Origin of the sequence: Lelliottia nimipressuralis (assembly GCF_004115925.1) — a bacterium.
GTDB lineage: Bacteria > Pseudomonadota > Gammaproteobacteria > Enterobacterales > Enterobacteriaceae > Enterobacter > Enterobacter nimipressuralis.
The window spans coordinates 453,807-469,596 of record NZ_SDDX01000001.1 but is presented as its reverse complement, the minus strand read 5'-3'; the positions used below and the strand labels follow the sequence as shown (position 1 = coordinate 469,596).

Sequence of the window (15,790 nt, the reverse complement as noted above, 5' to 3'; positions counted from 1 at the left end):
TCACGGAAAAACCGTGGGATTTCTCACAAACCATAAAAAGCGGCTACGCTGTTTGAAGGTTCTGATCACACAACGTGATGGAGAAGCTATGAGTTCATCGTGTATAGAAGAAGTCAATGTTCGGGACAATAACTGGTTCCGGATCGTCAATGAATTACTGAGTCGGGCGGGCATCGCGATTAACGGGTCTGCTCCTTCAGATATTCAGGTAAAACATCCCGATTTTTTCAAACGCGTGTTGCAGGAAGGTTCGCTGGGTTTAGGCGAGAGCTATATGGACGGCTGGTGGGATTGCGAGCGGCTGGATATGTTTTTCCATAACGTTCTGCGCGCCGGGCTGGAAAACCAGCTCCCCCACCACCTGAAGGATACGCTGCGGATCGCCTCTGCACGGTTGCTAAATCTGCAAAGTAAAAAACGGGCATGGATTGTCGGGAAAGAGCATTACGATCTTGGCAACGATCTTTTCAGCCGCATGCTTGACCCGTTGATGCAATATTCCTGCGCCTACTGGAAAGAGGCCACCACGCTCGAAGATGCACAGCAGGCGAAACTGCGTTTAATCTGCGAAAAACTGCAGCTTCAACCTGGTATGCGGGTGCTGGATATCGGCTGCGGCTGGGGTGGGCTTGCCTGGTACATGGCGAAACACTACGGCGTGAGCGTCGTGGGCGTGACCATTTCGGCTGAACAGCAGAAACTGGCGCAAGAACGCTGCGCGGGGCTGGATGTGACCATTCTGCTGCAGGATTATCGCGATCTGGACGATCAGTTCGATCGTATTGTCTCCGTGGGGATGTTCGAGCACGTCGGGCCCAAAAATTACAACACCTATTTCACGGTTGCGGATCGCAACCTGAAACCGGAAGGTCTTTTCCTGCTACACACCATTGGTTCCAAAAAGACCGATCATTCGGTCGATCCCTGGATCAATAAATACATCTTCCCGAATGGCTGTTTACCTTCGGTTCGCCAGATAGCCGATGCCAGTGAGTCGCACTTTATTGTCGAAGACTGGCACAATTTTGGTGCCGACTACGATACGACACTGATGGCCTGGCACGAACGTTTTCTGGCGTCATGGCCGGAAATTGCGGAGAACTATTCTGAACGCTTCAAGCGGATGTTTGTCTATTACCTGAATGCCTGTGCGGGCGCATTTCGTGCCCGGGATATTCAGCTCTGGCAGGTCGTGTTCAGTCGTGGCGTGGAGCATGGTTTGCGGGTCGCGCGATAAAAAAATAAACCCCGGATATCCGGGGTTTATTTTATTCGTCTTCCGACGTCAGTTTACTCGCTAATTCTTTCGCCGCCAGCACCCGTTCTACGGTATCCACTACCGCCTGGGTCTGGGGATCAATTTCGATATTAATGCGATGGCCGAGTTTTTTCGCCCCGAGCGTCGTGCGCTGCAACGTTTCCGGAATTAAATGCACGCAGAAACGGGTTGGCGTCACTTCACCCACCGTCAGACTAATCCCATCCACGCCAATAAATCCTTTGTACAGGATGTATTTCATTAATGACGCGTCTTGTACCTTAAACCAGATCTGACGGTTATTTTCTGAAGTCAGGATTTTCGAAATCTCGGCGGTCGTCATAATATGACCCGACATTAAATGCCCGCCAATCTCATCGCTAAACTTCGCCGCGCGCTCAACGTTCACCATGTCGCCCACCACCAGCTCGCCGAGGTTAGTAATACGCAGCGTCTCTTTCATCAGATCAAAGCTAATACGGTTGCCGTTAATTTCTGTCACTGTCAGACAGCAGCCGTTGTGTGCCACCGATGCCCCGGTCTCCAGACCGTCGAGCATATATTCCGGCAGCTCGACCACATGGGTACGGAAATTAGGTTTTTCATCTATGGACACCAGTTTTGCAGTGCCCTGCACGATACCAGTAAACATGCTTACCACTCCTGTATTATCCCAACGGTAGTGACACCGTTTAATCGCAACACAATAACAGTTGGAAAAACAGGTTGCCAGCGGAGCGCATTTTCTGGCGATTTTTTCACTAGATAAATAGAGAAACCCCGCTACAATAGCTGGCATTCCCCCTGTTTTTTCTTCTTGCTGCCAGTTTCGGCGGGTTTTTTAGTCTCTCAAATAACAACAAAACAAAAGGTGTTCACGTGCAGAAGTACATGAATGAAGCGCGTCAGTTATTAGCGCTGGCAATACCGGTGATCATCGCGCAGGTCGCTCAAACCGCAATGGGATTTGTGGATACGGTTATGGCGGGTGGTTACAGCGCCACCGATATGGCCGCCGTTGCTATCGGTACCTCTATCTGGCTTCCGGCTATTCTGTTCGGCCACGGACTGCTGCTGGCCCTTACGCCGGTTATCGCCCAGCTTAACGGCTCAGGCCGACGCGATCGTATTGCCCATCAGGTACGTCAGGGCTTCTGGCTCGCCGGATGTGTCTCCGTTCTGATCATGATTGTGCTGTGGAATGCGGGTCATATTATTCGCTCGATGCACAATATCGACCCGGCCCTGGCCGATAAAGCCGTCGGCTATCTGCGTGCGCTGCTGTGGGGCGCGCCCGGCTACCTGTTCTTCCAGGTGGCGCGTAACCAGTGTGAAGGACTTGCGAAAACCAAACCCGGCATGGTGATTGGCTTTATCGGGCTGCTGGTAAACATCCCGGTGAACTATGTCTTTATCTACGGTCATTTCGGCATGCCAGAGCTGGGCGGCGTGGGCTGTGGCGTCGCGACGGCGGCGGTGTACTGGGTCATGTTTGCCAGCATGCTCTCTTACGTCAAACGCGCGCGCTCAATGCGCGATATCCGCAATGAGCCGGGTTTCGGCAAGCCGGATATGAGCGTGGTGAAACGTCTGGTGCAGCTCGGTCTGCCTATCGCGCTGGCGCTGTTCTTCGAAGTGACGCTGTTTGCGGTCGTCGCCCTGCTGGTCTCCCCGCTGGGGATTGTCGACGTGGCGGGCCACCAGATTGCGCTGAACTTTAGCTCGCTGATGTTCGTACTGCCGATGTCCCTTGCGGCAGCGGTAACGATCCGCGTCGGCTATCGTCTGGGGCAGGGTTCGACGCTCGATGCACAGACGGCGGCGCGTACCGGCCTGATGGTGGGCGTGTGCATGGCGGCCTGTACCGCCATCTTTACCGTGTTACTGCGCGAGCAGATCGCCCTGCTTTATAACGACAATCCGGAAGTGGTGATCCTCGCCTCACAGCTGATGCTGCTGGCGGCGGTATACCAGATTTCCGATTCGATTCAGGTGATCGGCAGCGGTATTCTGCGTGGGTACAAAGATACGCGTTCGATCTTCTTTATCACCTTCACCGCCTACTGGGTGCTAGGGCTGCCGAGCGGTTACGTGCTGGCGCTGACGGATCTGGTGGTCGACAGAATGGGTCCAGCCGGTTTCTGGATGGGCTTTATCATCGGATTAACCTCCGCCGCGATCCTGATGATGCTGCGTATGCGCTTCCTGCAACGCCAGCCATCGAATGTGATTTTGCAACGCGCTGCGCGTTAATTACCCGCTAGCCGTCTACGGGCGGCTACTTTCTCTTCATTTTGCGCGGGAATGAAGCAATCGCGTGAAATACGGAAGAAAATTGCATTTTCCCTCTTGCCTCATCCCGTCACTGTCGCTAATATTCGACCCCGTTGTCACAGACAACATGATGCGTCCGTAGCTCAGTTGGTTAGAGCACCACCTTGACATGGTGGGGGTCGGTGGTTCGAGTCCACTCGGACGCACCATCAAAAAAATCTGTACAGTGCGTCCGTAGCTCAGTTGGTTAGAGCACCACCTTGACATGGTGGGGGTCGGTGGTTCGAGTCCACTCGGACGCACCATTTCAGGTTACACCTCTTCAGCTTTACCTCCCTTTTCAACATTCCAGAATATCCCTGATTAGCCCGTTTATAACAGGCATTGCGGCTGTCTCTCAACGAACTTCCCGTTTTACATTTTCACCGCTCAACCCTCTGCTTCTCTGCGCGAATCCTGTTTCATCCCCTGACGTAATGTATTCCATAAGTGACATCCTGACGGATAACGGCTTTCTGATGGCGCCCCCGCTTCTGCTATAGAAATAGTGACAGCGTATATACTGTTTGATGTACGGGAAATCCGGCACTAAAAGTGGTGATGACTCAGAAATGGACGAGGGCAGACGGGCAAAAGGCGTTAACGCCCGGCGAAGTCGGCGCCCGGTTGCCCTCCAGGAATCAAACAATAATAACGGGTGAGAATGGATGAAACAGATTGCGATTATCGGTGCCGGCCCTACTGGCATTTATACCCTTTTCTCTCTGCTGAAAAATCAGACGCCACTGGCCGTGGATATTTATGAGCAGGGTGACGAGGCCGGTGTTGGCATGCCTTACAGCGATGAAGACAACTCGCGGATGATGCTCGCTAACATCGCCAGCATCGAAATCCCCCCGCTCTTTTCGACCTATCTCGACTGGCTGCTTACCCAGAGCAGCGAACACCTGGCACGCTACGGTGTGCAGAAATCCTCCCTTCATGACCGTCAGTTCCTGCCACGCATTTTGTTGGGCGAGTATTATCGCGACCAGTTTGTACAGCTGATCGCACAGGCGAAACAGCGCGGATTTAGCGTTAAGGTACAGGAGTCCTGCCAGGTTAAGGACCTGGAGGTGACACCTAAGGGCGTCAAGGTCTGGGCGGAGAACCGGGCAGAACCCGCGACGTACGATCTGGCGGTGATCGCCACCGGCCACGTCTGGCCAGACGAAGAGGAATCAACGCGGTCGTTCTTCCCCAGCCCCTGGTCGGGATTGATGGAAGCTACTATTCGCGCCTGTCGCGTCGGCATAATGGGCACCTCCCTCAGCGGGTTAGATGCGGCGATGGCGGTCGCCATTCAGCACGGTGAATTTATCGAGCCGGAAAATCAGCCCGTGGAATTCAGGCTCGACAAAGGGAGCGATGCGCTCGACATCGTGCTGATGTCGCGCTCGGGCATTCTGCCAGAAGCCGATTTTTACTGCCCTCTCCCCTACGAACCGCTCACCCTCGTCACGGAACAGGCCATCGAAAAAGCGATCGCCGCAGGATCTGAGGGGCTGCTCGATCGCGTGTTCACCCTGATGAAGCAGGAACTTGAGCTGGCCGATCCGCAGTGGAGCCACGCCATTGGCCTTGAAGCGCTGAACGCCGATACCTTCCACGACGCCTATTTTGCCGAGCGCCACAAACACGATCCCTTCAGCTGGGCGCAATCCAATCTCGATGAGGTCGAGCGCAACAAACGTGATAAACGTACGGTGCCCTGGCGCTACACCATTTTGCGGATGCATGAAGTGGTGCAGGAGATCGTCCCGCATCTGACGGATAAGGACCGCAAGCGTTTTGACGCCGGGCTGTCGCGCATTTTTATCGACAACTATGCGGCCATTCCCTCCCAGTCGATTCGTCGGCTGCTGGCGCTGCGCGAGGCCGGCATTATCAGCGTGCTGGCGCTCGGCGCGGACTATAAAAGGGATGTGCAGGACGACAGGACGATCATTATGGCGAAGGGAGAGCGTTATGAATTCGATCTCTTTATTGATGCCCGCGGACAAAAACCACTGAAGACCAAAGATCTGCCGTTCCCGACGCTGCGCCAGCAGCTACAGGAAAACGGCGATGAGATCCCGGACGTCGGTGAGGATTACACCCTGCTGGCACCCGACAGCGTGCGCGGGCGCATCGCCTTTGGTGCTCTGCCGTATCTGATGCACGATCAGCCCTTTGTTCAGGGGCTGACCGTGTGTGCGGAGATTGGCGAGTCGATGGCGAAAGCGATCGCCCAACGCGCGTCGCGCGCGCGTCGTCGCCTGCCATTTAGCGAGGAGTAAGGCCTGGCGGAGGGCCAGGCTGCTGATTTAATCGCGCGTGCCCGAGGTGATTGCGTCAATCGCCTCAGGCCGCAGACGAATCTCCGCCGCGCGCCGGTGCCCCTGCATCCCTTCCGTGCGGCTCTGGCGTATCGCCGGTTCCGCAATCGCTGCAATCCCTTTGTCATCAATCCACTGATGGGTACAGATTTTCACATAGGCGCCCACCCACAGCCCGCCGGTGTAGCGCGCCGCCGCCATCGTCGGCAAGGTGTGGTTGGTCCCACAGCATTTGTCCGAAAACACCACGCTGGCGTTCTGGCCGATAAACAGCGAACCGTAATTGCGGATCTTCGCCGCCGTGCCGTGCGGATCGCGGGTGTGCACCTGCAGATGTTCCGTTGCCATAAAATCGGCAAACGCGATCAGCTGCTCCTCGGTGTCACACAGCACGATTTCGCCCTGACGACGCCAGGCTTCACCCGCCGTAGCCGCCGTCGGCAGCGTGGTCAGCTGACGTTCGATCTCCATCAGCGTACCTTCGGCAATGGCGCGACTGGTGGTCGCCAGCCCGACGCGGGTATGGACGTCATGCTCTGCCTGCGCCAGCAGATCCGCCGCCAGAATACGCGGATCGGCGCTGTCATCGGCAATGGTGAAGATTTCGCTTGGCCCGGCCAGGGCATCAATCCCCACTTTGCCAAACACCTGACGCTTGGCTTCGTTCACAAAGGCGTTGCCCGGCCCGACGATTTTATCCACCGCCGGAACGCTGTCGGTTCCCCAGGCCATCGCCGCAATCGCCTGGGCACCGCCAATTTTGAAGATCCGATGTGCGCCCGCCAGATGGCAGACGGCAATCATCGCCGGATGAGCGGCGGGCGGCAGACAGGCGATAATCTGCTCGCAGCCCGCGACCGTTGCCGGAACAATCGACATCACCGGCGCCGAAAGGATCGGATAGCGCCCCCCCGGTACGTAACAGCCGACGGTCTGCACGGGAATAATGCGGTGTCCGAGATGCACGCCCGGCAGGGTTTCCACCTCCAGCGGCTGCATGGTCGCCAGCTGCGCCTGGGCAAAACGGCGCACCTGCGCAATGGCGAACTCGCTGTCGTGCCGCGTCTGCGGATCCAGATCGTTCAGCGCGTTTTCAATCTCCTGCTCGGTCACTTCAAACTGCTCAGGCACCACGTTGTCGAACTGCTGCGAAAATGCCCGCAGCGCCGCATCGCCTTCCGTTTTCACGCGCTCGACGATGGCGCTGACTTTATCCGTTAATGTACGGTCGGCCTGCGCATCCTGCCCCTGCGGCCGCTTGATCCAGCTCACCTGTTCCGTAATCGCTTGTGCAGACATTACGCCTCCTCCATCTGGCCGAGTTTGATTTGCGCCAGCAGCGCCAGGTGGTCGTACACCACCCATTCATCGACGATTTTGCCGTTGACGATGTGGTAGTGGGACATGCCCATCACGAACAGACGCTCGCCCGTCGGTTTGCCCAGCGCGCCATAGCCCAGGTGGTGGCCTTCGACAATCCAGCGCACCGCCACTTTCACCCCGCCCTCATCGCATGGATTCGAACAGATATGCTGCGGCAGCCATGCACCATCAGGGATCATGCCGATCAGCGCCAGCGTCTGGTGCGTCACCGCCGCCGTGCCGTACAGCTCTTTCATTAACGGGCCGTGCCACTGCACGGTCGGGGCGTACACCTCTTTGATTTTGCCCAGCATCCGGCGGTTATAGATCTCATGCAGCCAGCGCAGAAGCTGCTCTTCGGTGTCCGTGTGGGCGATAGAGACGTCACAGGCCACATCCGGCGGATACTGGCCGAGCATCCGGCCGTTCTCGCCAATATCGGTGACGCGAAAACCTTTATCGAACTGCTCTTTCGCCATGTTAAAGGCGATTTCATCGGTGTTCAGCCCAAGCTGCTTCATCAGCGACATGTTGTCGCTCACCACCCACTCACGGTAAATTTTGTTTTCGTGGATCATACAGTCGGCGACGGTACGGTTCACAAAGGTGCGATTGGTCGGTTTGCCCAGATGGCTGTACTGGGTGTGACGCCCGCTGCCGGTCACCAGATGCGAGGTATAGAAACCGTCCACGTCATTACCGTTCCAGATAACCTGGGTCGCCATGCCGCGACGCTCCGGGAACGCAATTAAGCGCTGGAGCGTATCCTGCACGACCTGCTCACGGTTATAGAGGGTTCCCAGCGCGTTATATAACACGCAGTTGTGGGTGTAATGGGTGTAAATTAACCCGACATCACGCTCATCCCATATTTTATGGGTACAGCGGACAATATAATCGACAATATCCGTATAACAATCATCAAAGCCTCGTAATGATTGGGCACGCGGACGTTTTTCCGGAACCAGATCAATAAAGTCACGACGCTCGACCTGTAATACCGGCTCGTCTCGCGCGGGTTTGCTATTATTTTTCTCGGGTACTGCTGGAGCTTTATTGGTTGCTTCAGTTGAAGACATATGACCTCCTGCATTTCTTTTCAGACAAAAGGATCCCGCACCCGGAATGGATGGAGAAATTAACCGCAGAACCTAATACGGCGATGTTATACAGCGTTAATAAAAGAAGAGTAGCGGGAGGCGAACCTCCCTTTTTTTATTTCACAATCTGATTTATTTCACAATCTGCGACCAGATCGCTAATTCATCGATACCCAAATATTCGCGAATAATTAAACCGTCGCGTAATTCGAGCTGGGTAATACCGGTAATTGAAATGGGTTTACGGGTCGGCGCGCCAAATTTGCCGTAGCCATCGTGCCAGGTCAGCAGAGACCAGCGCAGGGAAATGCGCACCGGCTCGTTCGGATCTTTGCGCACAATCAGGTGGTGCAATTGGGTTTCACTGTCCGCAAACGACGCGCGATAGCCCGACAGCCAGGCGCCGATCTCCTGCTCGCCTGTGGCCATGCAGTGCCCTGGTCCGTAGAGCGTCGCGGCAGGATGGTACAACCCCGGCACCGTGCCGCCGTTGCCGCCCGCCCACATGGTCAGATAGCGTTCCACCACTCCCGCCAGCGGCCCGTCGATATCATCACCTTCCGGGCCACCCGCCCAGCGTGCGTCGAGGGTTTCGGCCGATTCCGGCTCAATCCCAAGCTGCTGCTGCGTGGCGGAAAGGCTGCGGGCGAACTCACGAATATCCAGCCCCAGCTGAGAGACAATCGCCGCCCGGTCCTGGAGCAGCCACTCCTGGCGCACCGCGCCGTCGGCGCAAATGCGGTCTGCCCAGGTGCGCACCCAGACATTTTTCCCGGTCGGCGCACCGAAAAACCCCTCCCCCTGATGGCGAATCGACGCCACCGTGCGCTGCGCCGCGTAATACTCCTCGCCCGGCGTATGGCTGCACAGGATATCTTCCGTCAGCACGGAGCGTTGCGGGAAGCTGTGCATCGCCTCCAGGGTCAGGCGCATAAATTGCGACAGTTCGTTAAGCTGTTTTTCCGGCGTAATAAACACCACCGGTGTGGCGTAGAAATCCGCCAACTGACCGATATCCTTCTGCTCCCAGACCACGTGGGTCAGCGTCAGAATAAATTGCTGAATAGAGTCGAACTGGGGGCTGAAGCCCGGCAATCTGCTCATTTGACCTCCTGAGGCTGGAACAGAGATAAACCGTCTTTTTCGATGACTCCCGTGCGCGGGCGACGCGCCGAATGGCGAACCACCAGCATTCCGGGCAGCGTAATTTGTTCAGGCTCGATGTTGCCGCTGTCGATCTGCTTCATCAGTAATTCCACCGTCGCTGTCACCATCGCCTCCACCGGCTGAGAGGCCGAGGTTAAGGCGTAGGACGGCCAGCCGGACGGCCCGATGTCGTCGTAGCCAATAATCGACAGATCCTCCGGCACCCGCAGGCCAAATTCGTAGCGCGCCACGTCCATCACCATCACCGCCATATGATCGTTGGCGACAAAAATGGCGTCTGGCGCAGGCGTCTTCGTGAAAAGCGAATACGCCGCGCGGGTGGTTTGCTGCGCGTCATAGTTACCGTTCACCACTTCTACGTCTGTGACGCCGTGTTCCGCGAGGGTGTCGAGATACCCCCGCTGGCGGGCGATATTCACCGATGAATCTGCGACGCCGCCCACGTAGGCGAAGCGCTTGTGCTCTCCGGCGAGCAAGAATTCAGCAATCTGCCGCGCGGCGGCTTCGTTGTTGCTGTTGACGCTCGACGCCATTCCGCTCTCTTCGCTGCGATTGAACAGCACCACCGGAATTCCGGCGGCAAGACACTCCTGAGAGAGATCCAGCGACAGCGTCACAGACGCCAGCACAATGCCGTCGACGCGATACTGCATAATCTGGTCGAAAATGCGATCGACGTTGCCGTCCCTGTCGCCGACAAACAGCAGCAGGTGGTAGTTAAGCGTATCCAGCTTCTGCGCCAGCGCTTCCAGCACCTGCGGATAAAACTGGTTATCAAAATAGGAGATCACCACGCCGATAATGCGCGACCGGGCCGTGTTGAGCGAACGGGCAATCGCATTCGGGCGATAGCCCAGCTCACGCGCCGCCTTGAGCACTTTTTCACGCGTGGCGGGCGAAATGCTCGCCCCCGGCGTAAAGGTGCGGGATACCGCTGACTGCGACACCCCTGCCAGCTGTGCCACCTGCTGGCTGGTCACCGCCGCAAACGTCTTACGCTTCATTACCCTGGGTTCCTTATCCTGTCACTTCCACATTCAGGCCATGTGTTTCAAAGAGATAACATACCATCTTCGATAACCACCCCGTTAAAAGCGCCTCAGGAAGTGAGTGCTTTTTAGTCTTACACCACTTTTGCATGCGTATGCAACAGCCTAAATTATTTTTTTCACAATGGTGATATTGAACCTTTACAAAATTGAAACCTTTTCGTAACTTCAATTTTTGAATACGTATGCATGCCGTCAATTGTACCGGGCAAATTGGGATGTCATCAGAGGGACTGAGCCGGTAAACGTTGTACTTGATTGGTTATAACCCATTAATTTTTAAGAGGTTCACAACCATGTTTCGAGCACTGTTGCGCCGACCGGAAGCCCGGCTGTTTTTTATCATTAGCGTGTTGTTTTATATCTGTATTCACAGCATCGATGCGTTTCTGGCGCCATGATGATCAATCAAGGCATCGAACCGCAGGTGATGGGCATCATCATGGGCGCCAGCGGTCTGGCGACGCTGATGATTCGTTTCCCGCTGGGGATCATCTCTGACGTGGTGAAGAGCCGCAAAATCTTTATCCAGATAGCGCTGGTGCTGCCAATCATCGCCTGGCCGATTGCCTGGCTTGAGCCGAACGCCATTACCCTGTATCTGGCGAAAGCCGCCGATGGCGTAACCGCCGCCACCTGGGTGCTGTATAACATTCTGTTTATTCGCTACTTTGATCGCAAAGAAGCCCCGGCGGCTGTCGCCCTGCTGGCGCTTGCTGGCCCCATCGGGGTGTTTCTCGGCAACTGCATCGGCGGCGTGCTGATTCACTATTTTGCGAACAACATCGCATTTTTCGTCTCCTGTGTGTCTGCTCTTCTCGCCCTGTTCCTGACCACCCGCATTCGCGACGTCCACGATCCGGTGCAGGCGCCGTCACTGAAAGCCTGTATCGCCGGGGCAAAACTTCAGCTCGCTGACCGCTCCGTCTGGCTAATCGGTATTCTGGCAACCATCGTAATTCTGGTTCCTTTTGCCACCCGGGACACCCTCACGCCCATTTACGCTGAACAGCTCGGCGCCCGCGCCGGAATTCTGACGCTGCTGAGTAACATCCATCTGATCTTCTACGCCCTGGCGATTGCCCTGTGCAGCTCGGTGTTTTATCAGCGACTGGGGCTGGTCAAAACCGCGGTGCTGGGGATTTTGCTCCAGGTGATTTCGTCGTTTGGCATTCCGTTTACCAGCAATCTGTACCTGATTTATCTTCTGCAGGCGCTGGCCGGTTTCTCGTTTGGTATGGCGTTCGCGGCGTTCATGTCCCTGAGTGTGGTCAACACGACTTCCGATGAGCAGTCCACCCGCATGGGGTTATTCCAGACTATTTACTCCTGCGGCATGTTTGCCGGGCCGGTAATCATGGGCGTCATGATGCAACACATTAATCTCTCGTCCGGGTATCTGTTTATTGCCGGGCTTTCGATTATTGCGGCCATCGCCACCCCGCTGTCGGTGCGCTGGGTCTATTCCCGCAAAACCCGTCAGCCGGTGGAATTATCCACCAACCGTTCCCTCGCCTCCGCGCGAGAATAATTCCCGCTCATTATGTAATAACTATCCCGGTTCGCCGGGAGGGCATCTGTCATTTCGAGTATTAAAGGAGAATATTGTGGCTTATCAACTTAAATCCAGTAAACCGGTGCAGGAACGTCAGGAAGCGCAGCGACAAATACGGGAAACCGTTGAGCTGATTCTGGCGGATATTGAAAAACGCGGGAATAAAGCGATCCGTGAATTATCGATAAAATTCGATAACTACGACCGTCGAGATTATCGCCTGACGGACGCCGAAATTAATAGCTGCATGAAAAAACTCAGCCGCCAGGATATTCACGATATCGAATTCGCCCAGCAGCAGGTGTTTAATTTTGCTCGCGCACAAAAAGAGTGTCTGCGCGATCTGGAGATCGAAACGCGCCCCGGCGTTATTCTCGGCCATAAAAATATTCCGATTAACGCCGTCGGCTGTTATGTGCCGGGGGGTAAATATCCGCTGCTGGCATCGGCGCATATGTCGATAATCACCGCCAACGTCGCGGGCTGCTCGCGCATTATCAGCTGCGCCCCGCCGTTTGGCGGTGAACCGGCGCCAGCGATTGTCGCGGCGCAGAAAATGGCAGGTGCAACGGAGATCTTCGCCCTCGGCGGCATTCAGGCGATTGGCGCGATGGCGCTCGGCACCGACACCCTCGCACCGGTTGATATGCTGGTGGGGCCGGGCAACGCCTTCGTCGCCGAAGCCAAGCGCCAGCTGTTTGGCCGCGTGGGGATCGATCTGTTCGCCGGTCCGACGGAAACCCTGGTGATCGCCGACGACACCGTCGATGCGGAAATGTGCGCCACCGACCTGTTGGGCCAGGCGGAGCACGGCGTTACGACACCGGCAATTCTGCTGACCAACTCGCTGACGCTGGCGAAAGAGACGCTGACGGAGATCGAGCGCCTGCTGGCAAAACTCCCGACCGCTGACGTCGCCCGTCAGTCCTGGCAGGATTACGGTGAAATCATCGTCTGCGACAGCTACGACGAGATGCTCGCCGAAGCGGATCGTATCGCCTCCGAGCACGTGCAGGTGATGACGGATCGCGACGACTGGTTCCTCAATAATCTCACCAACTTCGGTGCTCTGTTCCTCGGCCCGCGCACCAACGTGGCCTATGGCGACAAAGTCATCGGCACTAACCACACCCTGCCGACGCAAAAGGCGGCGCGCTACACGGGCGGCTTGTGGGTCGGCAAGTTCATGAAAACCTGCACCTGGCAAAAAGTCCTCAGTGACGAAGCCACCGCCGAAATCGGCAGCTACTGCTCGCGTCTGTCGCTGCTGGAAGGTTTTGCCGGACACGCGGAGCAGGCCAACATTCGCGTACGCCGCTACGGGAATACGGACGTGCCTTACGCCACGCCTGCGCCGGTTCGGGAAAAGGTGTAATCATGACCCTTCCCCAGACTCCCTCTTTTCATCTTACGGGAAAACGGGCGCTGGTCACGGGCGGCTCCAGGGGGCTGGGCTTCGCCTGCGCCGTGGCGCTCGCCCAGGCGGGTGCAGACGTGTGGATTGCCGCCCGCGATCGACACACGCTGGAACACGCCGCCGCGCTTGCGACTGAAGGCGGACTGACGCTGCATTCGCTGGCGCTGGATATCACCAATATCTCCCGCGTCGATGCGGTGCTCGCAGAGCTGCCCGCCTTCGACATTCTGGTCAACAGCGCCGGGCTGGCCCGTCACGAGCCTTTCCTCGCCGTCAGCGAAACCCATTTTGACGCGGTGATGACCCTGAACCTGCGCGCCACGTTTTTCCTCAGCCAGCGGGCGGCGCAGCGGATGCGCGAGCACAACATTCCGGGTTCCATCATCCATATCTCCTCGCAGATGGGCCATGTCGGCGGTCCGAATCGCAGCGTCTACTGCGCGTCAAAATTTGCACTTGAGGGGTTAAGCAAAACCATGGCGCTGGAGCTGGGTGGCGCGGGTATCCGGGTCAATACCCTGTGCCCGACCTTTATCGAAACCGAGCTGTCGCGCCAGTCCCTCGACGACCCGGATTTTCGCCGCTATGTGCTGGAGAACATCAAGCTGCGGCGTCTTGGACGCGTCGAGGATGTGATGGGACCGGTGGTGTTTTTGGCCTCCGATGCGGCGGCGATGATCACCGGCACTGCGCTGCTGGTCGACGGCGGCTGGACTGCCACATGAGAGGCCAAATGGATAAAACAGTGTGTGATAACACCGCGCTCCCGCTGGTGTTGATCGGCGGAACGCTCTGCACGGCGCGTCTGTGGCAGCCGCTGATAGAGCGCCTGGCGCTCTCTTCCGTGATGTGCGTGAGCCTTACCGGGGCGGATTCCGCACCGCAGGCCGCGCAGCGCCTGCTGCAAAATCTGCCGCCGCGCTTTCTGCTGGCCGGGTTTTCCCTTGGGGCTATCGTGGCGCTACAAATAGCGGCCGATGCCCCGGAGCGGCTGGCCGGGCTTGCGCTCCTGTCGGTGAATCCCCTTGCCGATGCGCCGGAAAATCTCGCCGCCCGACGCGAGGCCGTTCGCGCTGCGCGTGAGCAAGGGCTGGCGAACTGGCTGTCTGACACCCTGTGGCAAAAGTATGTCGCCCCCGGGCGGCGATCTGATGCGCCACTCCACGCGCTTGTCTGCCAGATGGCGCAGGAGAGCGGCCACGACACCTTTGCCAGCCAGACGGAGATCGCCCTCTCCCGGCGGGATAACCGCCAGGCCCTGAGCGCGCTCTCCTGCCCCATTCTTATCATTAACGGCGCGTACGATCCCATCTGCACGCCCCACCATCACCAACTGGTCTCGGCAAGTGCGCCCCACACCCGGCACATCACGGTTCCAACAGCCGGGCATTTCGTGGTGCTCGAAGCGCCCGATGAGGTCGCCCCGCCGCTGCGCCAGTGGATTCAGGAGTCCCTTCATGCGACGCAATAAACTCAAACAATTGATTCAGGAACAGTCCCCCATCATCAACGGCTGGCTGGCGATCCCTTCCAGCTACAGCGCGGAGATCGTCGGTCATCAGGGCTACGACGCGGTGACGGTCGATTTGCAGCACGGAATGATCGATTTCGCCAGCGCCCTGACGATGCTTCAGGCCCTGTCAGCCACGCCCGCGGTGCCGTTAGTACGCGTCCAGCATAACGATCCGGCGCAGATCATGCGCATGCTCGACGCCGGGGCCTACGGCATTATCTGCCCGATGATTTCCACCGCCGAACAGGCCGCGCGGTTCGTCGCCGCCTGCCACTATCCGCCGTTTGGCGTGCGTTCGTTTGGTCCGGCGCGCGGGCTGCTGTACGGCGGAGCGGATTATCCGCAGCACGCCTGCCAGGAGATCCTGACGCTGGCGATGATTGAAACCCGCGAAGGGCTGGCGAATCTCGACGCCATTCTGGCAACCGACGGGCTGGACGGCGTGTTTATCGGCCCGAACGATCTGTCGTTAACCCTCACCGGCAGCGCCAGCGCGGAATCCCAGCACCCTGAGATGCTCGCCGCCGTCGAACGGGTGGTCAGCCGCTGTCGCCAGCAGCAAAAACTGGCCGGGATTTTTTGCACCTCCGGCGACGCCGCACGCCTGCGTATCGACCAGGGTTTTCAGTTTGTCACCCCCGCCAACGACGTGATGCAGCTTGGCCGCGCCGCGCGGGAAGCTATCGCCCTGGCGCGCGGTGCCTCCGCTCCCACCACGGGCGCATCCGGTTACTAACA

General features: G+C 57.3%; 13 protein-coding genes and 2 tRNA genes. 10 read left to right on the top strand and 5 right to left on the bottom strand.

The features are described 5' to 3' along the window. Nucleotides 1–88 precede the first annotated feature (88 nt). Nucleotides 89–1,237, top strand: a complete 1,149-nt coding sequence (gene cfa, locus ETG88_RS02265; RefSeq protein WP_107703700.1) for a cyclopropane fatty acyl phospholipid synthase — start codon at nt 89–91, stop codon at nt 1,235–1,237. A gap of 31 nt (nt 1,238–1,268) precedes the next feature. Here the strand turns inward: cfa and ETG88_RS02260 are convergent, their stop codons facing one another. Beyond that, nucleotides 1,269–1,910, bottom strand: coding sequence for a riboflavin synthase subunit alpha (locus tag ETG88_RS02260; protein WP_100780416.1), 642 nt, complete (start codon nt 1,908–1,910; stop codon nt 1,269–1,271). Between the two features lie 227 nt (nt 1,911–2,137). Here ETG88_RS02260 and mdtK point away from each other — a divergent pair, with 227 nt between their 5' ends. From mdtK to ETG88_RS02240, 4 genes are all read left to right on the top strand, one after another. Beyond that, on the top strand, nt 2,138–3,511 hold the full coding sequence (gene mdtK / locus ETG88_RS02255) for an MdtK family multidrug efflux MATE transporter (protein WP_102103557.1): 1,374 nt from the start codon (nt 2,138–2,140) through the stop codon (nt 3,509–3,511). A gap of 153 nt (nt 3,512–3,664) precedes the next feature. Further along, nucleotides 3,665–3,741, top strand: a tRNA-Val gene (locus tag ETG88_RS02250). Nucleotides 3,742–3,760: 19 nt separating this feature from the next. Then, nucleotides 3,761–3,837, top strand: a tRNA-Val gene (locus tag ETG88_RS02245). Between the two features lie 402 nt (nt 3,838–4,239). Further along, entirely contained in the window at nt 4,240–5,850 is a 1,611-nt protein-coding gene (locus tag ETG88_RS02240) for an FAD-NAD(P)-binding protein (protein ID WP_129034451.1), read from the top strand. 27 nt (nt 5,851–5,877) lie between these two features. On the opposite strand, the gene hisD (ETG88_RS02235) is transcribed toward ETG88_RS02240, so the two are convergent. From hisD (ETG88_RS02235) to ETG88_RS02220, 4 genes are all read right to left on the bottom strand, one after another. Then, nucleotides 5,878–7,188 (bottom strand): histidinol dehydrogenase, encoded by a 1,311-nt coding sequence (gene hisD / locus ETG88_RS02235; RefSeq protein WP_129034450.1) that lies wholly within the window; start codon nt 7,186–7,188, stop codon nt 5,878–5,880. After that, nucleotides 7,188–8,330 carry a nuclear transport factor 2 family protein gene (locus ETG88_RS02230; protein WP_129034449.1) on the bottom strand — a complete coding sequence of 381 codons (1,143 nt, stop codon included), beginning with the start codon at nt 8,328–8,330 and terminating at the stop codon, nt 7,188–7,190. Before ETG88_RS02230 ends, hisD (ETG88_RS02235) begins: the two co-directional genes overlap by 1 nt. Nucleotides 8,331–8,483: 153 nt before the next feature. After that, nucleotides 8,484–9,455 (bottom strand): nuclear transport factor 2 family protein, encoded by a 972-nt coding sequence (locus tag ETG88_RS02225; RefSeq protein WP_100780421.1) that lies wholly within the window; start codon nt 9,453–9,455, stop codon nt 8,484–8,486. Next, nucleotides 9,452–10,522, bottom strand: coding sequence for a LacI family DNA-binding transcriptional regulator (locus tag ETG88_RS02220; protein ID WP_129034448.1), 1,071 nt, complete (start codon nt 10,520–10,522; stop codon nt 9,452–9,454). The genes ETG88_RS02225 and ETG88_RS02220 overlap by 4 nt, the downstream gene beginning before the upstream one ends. A gap of 442 nt (nt 10,523–10,964) precedes the next feature. On the opposite strand from ETG88_RS02220, the gene ETG88_RS02215 reads away from it, so the two are divergent. The 5 genes from ETG88_RS02215 to ETG88_RS02195 all read left to right on the top strand — a co-directional run bounded on the left by ETG88_RS02215 (nt 10,965) and on the right by ETG88_RS02195 (nt 15,788). Then, a complete protein-coding gene (locus ETG88_RS02215) occupies nt 10,965–12,098 on the top strand; it encodes an MFS transporter (protein ID WP_233446103.1) in 1,134 nt (377 codons plus the stop codon). Between the two features lie 76 nt (nt 12,099–12,174). Continuing rightward, nucleotides 12,175–13,497, top strand: a complete 1,323-nt coding sequence (gene hisD, locus ETG88_RS02210) for a histidinol dehydrogenase (RefSeq protein ID WP_102103550.1) — start codon at nt 12,175–12,177, stop codon at nt 13,495–13,497. A 2-nt stretch (nt 13,498–13,499) separates the two neighbouring features. Beyond that, nucleotides 13,500–14,264, top strand: coding sequence for an SDR family NAD(P)-dependent oxidoreductase (locus tag ETG88_RS02205; RefSeq protein ID WP_129034447.1), 765 nt, complete (start codon nt 13,500–13,502; stop codon nt 14,262–14,264). Between the two features lie 8 nt (nt 14,265–14,272). Next, nucleotides 14,273–15,010 (top strand): alpha/beta fold hydrolase, encoded by a 738-nt coding sequence (locus ETG88_RS02200; RefSeq protein WP_129034446.1) that lies wholly within the window; start codon nt 14,273–14,275, stop codon nt 15,008–15,010. After that, nucleotides 14,997–15,788, top strand: a complete 792-nt coding sequence (locus ETG88_RS02195; protein WP_129034445.1) for an HpcH/HpaI aldolase family protein — start codon at nt 14,997–14,999, stop codon at nt 15,786–15,788. Before ETG88_RS02200 ends, ETG88_RS02195 begins: the two co-directional genes overlap by 14 nt. Nucleotides 15,789–15,790: the final 2 nt, after the last annotated feature.

Excerpts from the sequence above, each read along its gene's own strand:
- ETG88_RS02220 (WP_129034448.1), bottom strand. The coding sequence starts at position 10,522 with ATGAAGCGTAAGACGTTTGCGGCGGTGACCAGCCAGCAGGTGGCACAG.
- ETG88_RS02240 (WP_129034451.1), top strand. The coding sequence starts at position 4,240 with ATGAAACAGATTGCGATTATCGGTGCCGGCCCTACTGGCATTTATACC.
- ETG88_RS02260 (WP_100780416.1), bottom strand. The coding sequence starts at position 1,910 with ATGTTTACTGGTATCGTGCAGGGCACTGCAAAACTGGTGTCCATAGAT.
- ETG88_RS02200 (WP_129034446.1), top strand. The coding sequence starts at position 14,273 with ATGGATAAAACAGTGTGTGATAACACCGCGCTCCCGCTGGTGTTGATC.
- ETG88_RS02225 (WP_100780421.1), bottom strand. The coding sequence starts at position 9,455 with ATGAGCAGATTGCCGGGCTTCAGCCCCCAGTTCGACTCTATTCAGCAA.
- cfa (WP_107703700.1), top strand. The coding sequence starts at position 89 with ATGAGTTCATCGTGTATAGAAGAAGTCAATGTTCGGGACAATAACTGG.
- ETG88_RS02205 (WP_129034447.1), top strand. The coding sequence starts at position 13,500 with ATGACCCTTCCCCAGACTCCCTCTTTTCATCTTACGGGAAAACGGGCG.
- ETG88_RS02195 (WP_129034445.1), top strand. The coding sequence starts at position 14,997 with ATGCGACGCAATAAACTCAAACAATTGATTCAGGAACAGTCCCCCATC.
- ETG88_RS02215 (WP_233446103.1), top strand. The coding sequence starts at position 10,965 with ATGATGATCAATCAAGGCATCGAACCGCAGGTGATGGGCATCATCATG.
- hisD (WP_129034450.1), bottom strand. The coding sequence starts at position 7,188 with ATGTCTGCACAAGCGATTACGGAACAGGTGAGCTGGATCAAGCGGCCG.
- ETG88_RS02230 (WP_129034449.1), bottom strand. The coding sequence starts at position 8,330 with ATGTCTTCAACTGAAGCAACCAATAAAGCTCCAGCAGTACCCGAGAAA.